The sequence below is a fragment of the Mycobacterium sp. genome, from assembly GCF_050701675.1.
Lineage (GTDB): Bacteria > Actinomycetota > Actinomycetes > Mycobacteriales > Mycobacteriaceae > Mycobacterium.
In genome coordinates this window covers 1-5,105 of sequence record NZ_JBOGDD010000880.1, presented here as the reverse complement: position 1 = coordinate 5,105, position 5,105 = coordinate 1, and the positions used below count along the sequence as shown (strand labels likewise).

The 5,105-nt window shown below is 68.7% G+C and carries 1 protein-coding gene and 2 pseudogenes; 1 reads left to right on the top strand and 2 read right to left on the bottom strand.

The window, feature by feature from the left end; all coding sequences use genetic code 11:
- Positions 1-1,066, bottom strand: a pseudogene (locus ACRDUX_RS26850) (hypothetical protein); the annotation flags it as partial.
- Between the two features lie 292 nt (positions 1,067-1,358).
- Here ACRDUX_RS26850 and ACRDUX_RS26845 point away from each other — a divergent pair.
- Positions 1,359-1,631 carry a helix-turn-helix domain-containing protein gene (locus ACRDUX_RS26845; RefSeq protein ID WP_526418231.1) on the top strand — a complete coding sequence of 91 codons (273 nt, stop codon included), beginning with the start codon at positions 1,359-1,361 and terminating at the stop codon, positions 1,629-1,631.
- Between the two features lie 111 nt (positions 1,632-1,742).
- On the opposite strand, the pseudogene ACRDUX_RS26840 reads toward ACRDUX_RS26845, so the two are convergent.
- Positions 1,743-5,105, bottom strand: a pseudogene (locus tag ACRDUX_RS26840) (hypothetical protein); the annotation flags it as partial.

Sequence of the window (5,105 nt, the reverse complement as noted above, 5' to 3'; positions counted from 1 at the left end):
TCGCGCTCGGCGTAGCGGTCGCGGTCGCCACTCGCGTGCCGGTCGGCGTATCGGCCGGCGGCGGCGTCGGGGTAGCGGTCGGGACCGCCGTGCCGGTCGGCGCCGCGGTCTCGGTCGGCTCCAGCGTCGCGGCCGCGGTCAGCGTCGCGGTGGCGCTCGTCGTCGCGGTCGGCCGCGGGGTCAGGGTGGGCAGCGGCGCATCGCCGACGCGCAGGAACATCTGGGCGACCGGCCCGACGTTGCCAGCGATGTCTCGGACGCGTGCCGTCACCTGCGTAGCGCCGTCCTGAAACCCCTCGACGCTGGACACCGGCAGGCAGAACTGGGTGCGCGAGGCAGGATTGACGAAGCGCTGCGCGCCGAACGCGTCGAGGGTGCAGGACGCGGCCGGGTTCGACACCGCGTCGAAGCGGCAGGCGAGGTCCTTCAGCGCGTTGGTGATCGCCGGCAGCGGCCCGAAATGCGGCGGGGCGATGCCGGGCACGCCGCCTTCGCCACAGACGGCGAGGTTGCCGTCGCCCAGGTTGCGCGACACCAGCGCCTGCAGGTCGGGCGGGCCGGTCGGGTCGCCCGGCGTGCCGTTGACGAGGTTCTGGCCGACCGGCAGGCCGGAGCGACCCGGCGCCGCCTCGATCACCAGGCGAAACCCGATCCCGGCGAGAGCCTGAAAGATCGGCGCCGGCATATCGCCGACCGGCATCGTCATCGTGCCGTCGGCCGAGGCGATGCCGATGAACGTGACGATCGGGCCCAGGCTGCCGTCTTCGCCGTATACCAGGCGGGTCAGCGCCGAAATGTCGGCGGCGGTCACCGCGCCGTCGCCGTTGGCATCGACCCCGCGGCAGCTGACGACGGTGCCGCCGTCGACGTCGACCACCGATTGGCCGTCGCCATCGACCAATTCGGCTGACAATTGGTCGATATCGCCGCGTGTGACCAGGCCGTCGCAGTCCGCGTCACCGGGGAGCGACGCCGGGGCAATCGCATACGCCGGCGCGGCGACGATGGCCGCGACCAGTAGCAAACTCGCGCCCCATCCCCCCAGACGCACCTTCCTCCGACTCACCACCTCGCAGCTTATGCCCACGCGTCACATCTGCGTCAACCAGCGCAGAAGCTTGCAATAGCTTGAATTTGCGGCATCCGCGGAGAGTCGATGGCAAGCCGCACGGCAGCGGACCGGCGGGTGACACAGCGCTCGCGAGGCAGAGTGACCGATTTGAAACGGATCGTCGATTTCTCGACAGCACGACCGCATAGCGTAGCATCATACGTTCTGTCGAAATGTCGTCGATGGGAGTGGCACGTGCCGTGCTGAACGCAATTGATACCCCAGGCGCAACTAGTAGGAGGAAGGGATGATGATGAACGAGCGAGGAAATAGTCACGGTTCAGTGATCTCGACCCTGCGTCAACGCCTCAGCATGACGCAGGAAGAATTCGCCCACGCGATCGGTGTGACGGTCTCGACCGTCAATCGCTGGGAGAACGGCCACATCGAGCCGAGCCGGCTGGCCCGCAAGGCCATGCAGGGCCTGGCTGCGCAGGCCGCGATCCCGGTCGACCTGGAAGCAGCGTCCGCGCCCCTGATCGGGCACGTCAGCGCCGCTTCGGTCAGCAAGAGCTTCTAAACTACGACGCACCCTGGGAACGCTTGCGTTCCCCGGCTTGGGGGTGCGGCTCGCGCCGCACCCCCCGGCCGTTCAATGCGTACGGGCCGCGGCACGCGTGGGGATCGCGCCTCAATCGTCCTTGCGGCGATCGAAGAGGTAGATCACCCGCTCACCCTCCGAGTTGGAACCCGTCAGGTTGGCGGTGGAGTCCCACACCGTGAACCGCCCGTCGCTGATGCGCGGCGAGGTGTTCTCGCCGACCAGCGAGCTGGACAGTGCGCGCAGGCGCTTGGGCTCGGTCGGCGCGCGGTTGAGATCGACCAGGAAGACGCGCCGGTTGGCGGCCGTCATGGGATCGACATTGAGATCGGCGGTCGACTCGAAGACGACGAAGCGGCCGCGCGGATTGATCGTTGAATGCACGTTCTCTCCGGCGCCCGAAACAGTGACTTGCTCGTACTTGGGCACGGTGCGGTCGCGGTAGACGAAGACCTCCTCGTTACCGTCGGCGTTCGCCCCGGTCAGATTGGCCGTCGAGCTGAACACCAGAATACGACCGCGGTTGGCGACGCCGCCGGCGTGATTGACCGCCGGGGCCACCGTATCGGTGATCTGGGTGATCACCCATTCGGCCCCGCGCAGCTTGGCGAAGAAGACCTCGCGGTTGCCATCTGCGTTGTCGATGCCCGGCAGGTCGGTGTTGTTGTGCAGGTCGCCGTTCGAATCGAACAGCACCTGCTTGCCGGTCTGCGTCGACGGCCGTCGGTTCTCCACCGGGAGCGCGGTGGTCGTCACCGCCGACCAGCCGTCCAAGCTGCCGTCGTGGTGCAGGATCTCGACGTTGCCGTCCGGGTTCAAGCCCGACGGGTCGGCCGACGACTCCATCACCGTGTAGCGGCCATTGCGTCCGACGGACACCTCTGCGGAGTCCTGGCCGGATGCGCCGGTGGTCATGTCGATCAGGGCGTTGGCTGGATTCAGCTTCGCCAGGCGGCGATCCCACTGCAGGATCTCGCTGGAGCCGTCCGGGTTGACCCCGGTGAGGTCGGCCGTGGACGAGAACAGGACGTTGCCCCGCTTGGGCACCCGTGGCGTGGCGGCGAACGCATCGCCCGGCCCGGTCGTCAGCTGATCGACGACGACGCACACCCCGTCGAGCACGAACGCACTCCCGTCGAGCCCACCACCGCAGGCCGCGTGCTTCGAGCACGGTCCACCTGAGGCCAGGCCACCGAGACAGAACCCGATCCGCTTGGACGGCTTGCGGTTGAGCAGGAAGATCTCGTCGCCGCCGTCGGTGTTGTCCTCGCCGAACCGCGGCGTCTCATCGCCGTCGGCACCGGAGACAAAGGCGATGAAGCGGCCGTTCGGCGCCACGTCGGGATTGCGGCCTTCGAGCACTTGCTGCAGGTCAGCGATCGAATCCTCGTCACAGACGCCACCCTCGCTCGGGAACCCGGCCGGCGCTGGGCCGCAGAGGTACTCGATAAAGGTCGTCGTCGCCGTCGAGCGGTTGACGATCGAATCGCCGGCGCCGGTGAATACCCCGCTCGGGCCGGTGCGCGATCCCCACCAGTTCTCATCCGCGTCGACGGCGCCGCTCGCGGCGTCGTTGCCCAGGCCGACGGCGTTGCCGACGATGTTGTTGTTGAAGATGACCGACGCGGCACCGCCGGGGGCGACGGTGACACCATCGCCCGTGTTGTCGAGGATATTGTTCTCTTGCACGACCGTCGCGCCGTCGACGACGATGCCCGACTCGCCGGAGCGCTCGATCCTGCCGACGGTGAACTGCACCACGGCGGGGCCGACTCGCACGCCGGTGCCGATGGCGTCGCGCACCTGATTGGCGTCGATCATCGCCGCCGCTCCGCTCACCTCGACGCCGGCCACACCGGCGCCGCCGCCCCGGTCGAAGGTGTTGTTGTCGATCGTAACGTTGGTGGCCGGAGCGCCGCTGCCCTGGTTGATGAGCAGATGGCGATCATTGTCGGCAAAGGCGTTCTGCGCCACGCTGGCGCAATCGAGGCGCGCCGTCCACACCGCGCCGATACCGGAGTCGTGGATGCTGTTGCCGGTCAGTCGGAGGTTGGAGCCGCGCGCACCCGGCTGCGCGCAGCCGGGCTCGCCGAGCGGACAGATATTGCTCACCAGGACGGCCGTGCCACCCGCCTCCAGCGCCAGCCCCTGGATCGACACGCCGCTGCGCTGCACGCTGAAGGTGACGCCGGCGCTGGTCAGTGTCGTGGCGGCCGCGCCGTTGGTCGACTCGATCGCCACTTCCTTGGTGACCGCGACCGACTCCGTGTAGCTCCCCGGGCAGACGCGGACGACGTCGCCATCGGCGGAGTCGTCGATCGCCGCCTGGATGGTGCTGTAGCCCGCGCTGGCGCAGCCGGCGGCGGTGCCGGGGGCATCGTTGCCGGCGCCATCGTTGACGAAGCGCACGGTCGGCGCGCCCGGCGGATCGTACGGGCATGTCACGAGGCAGTCGTGCTCGCAGCCATCGCCGTCGATCTCGTCTCCGTCGTCGCACGCCTCATCGCCTTCGAGGACGCCGTTGCCGCACGGATCCGGTGTCGGCGTCAGCGTCAGGGTGGGGGTGGCGGTGAACGTCGCGGTCGGCGGGATGGTGTCGGTTGGCGTCGCCGTGACGCTGGGGGTCAACGTCACGGTCGGCGATGCCGCACTGGTCTCGGTGTACGTCGGCGTCGCCGTCGACGTCGGCGTCGCCGTCTGCGTGGCGGACGGCGTCAGCGTCACCGTCGGAGTGTTGGTGACCGTCGGAGTGAGCGACGGGGTCAGCGTCACGGTGGGCGTCCAGCCGATGATGTTCACCGTCGCCGTCGCGCTGCCGGCCACCGCCCCGCCGTCGTCGTCGACGCCGCTCACCGACACCGAGGTGACGACGCTGCCGGGCGATCCGGTGACGTTGGCGGTGAAGGTGCAGGTGTACGACCCCACCAGGGCCGCCAGGTTCTGCGGCAGCACGCAGGTGCCCTGCCCGTTGAGGTTGCCGGCGATCGAGTCGGTGACACTCGACACGGTGACCGCGTCGACCGTGCTCAGATTGTTGATCTGGACGGTGAAGGTGACCGGTCCGCCCGGCTGATTGACGCTGGTCGGCACGGCGCTCTTGGCCACGTCGATCAGCGTCGCGGTGGCGGAACGACGCACGACGACCGCGTCGAGCTCGACGCTGGTCTCCCCCTGCCGCGGGCAGGGCGAATTGGACATCTCGACCCCGTCGTCGGTGACGCTGATCGTGTCGATGAAGGTGCCGTCGAAGCCGGGCAGCGCATCCAGATCGATCGCGATCATGGTGTCGTCGGCGCCCGACGCGGTGTGCGGGTTCACCTGCCGGTCGGTGATCGCGATGGTGATGTCGTTGGTCGGCGACGTGAGTCGGATGTTCATGCCGCTCAGCTCGGCATCTTCGAAGAGGAAGATCTCGAAGCCGCCCAACGCGGTCTCGGCCGCCCCCGCGTTGCC

Coding starts and splice junctions, on each gene's coding strand:
- ACRDUX_RS26845 (WP_526418231.1), top strand. CDS start 1,359: ATGATGATGAACGAGCGAGGAAATAGTCACGGTTCAGTGATCTCGACC.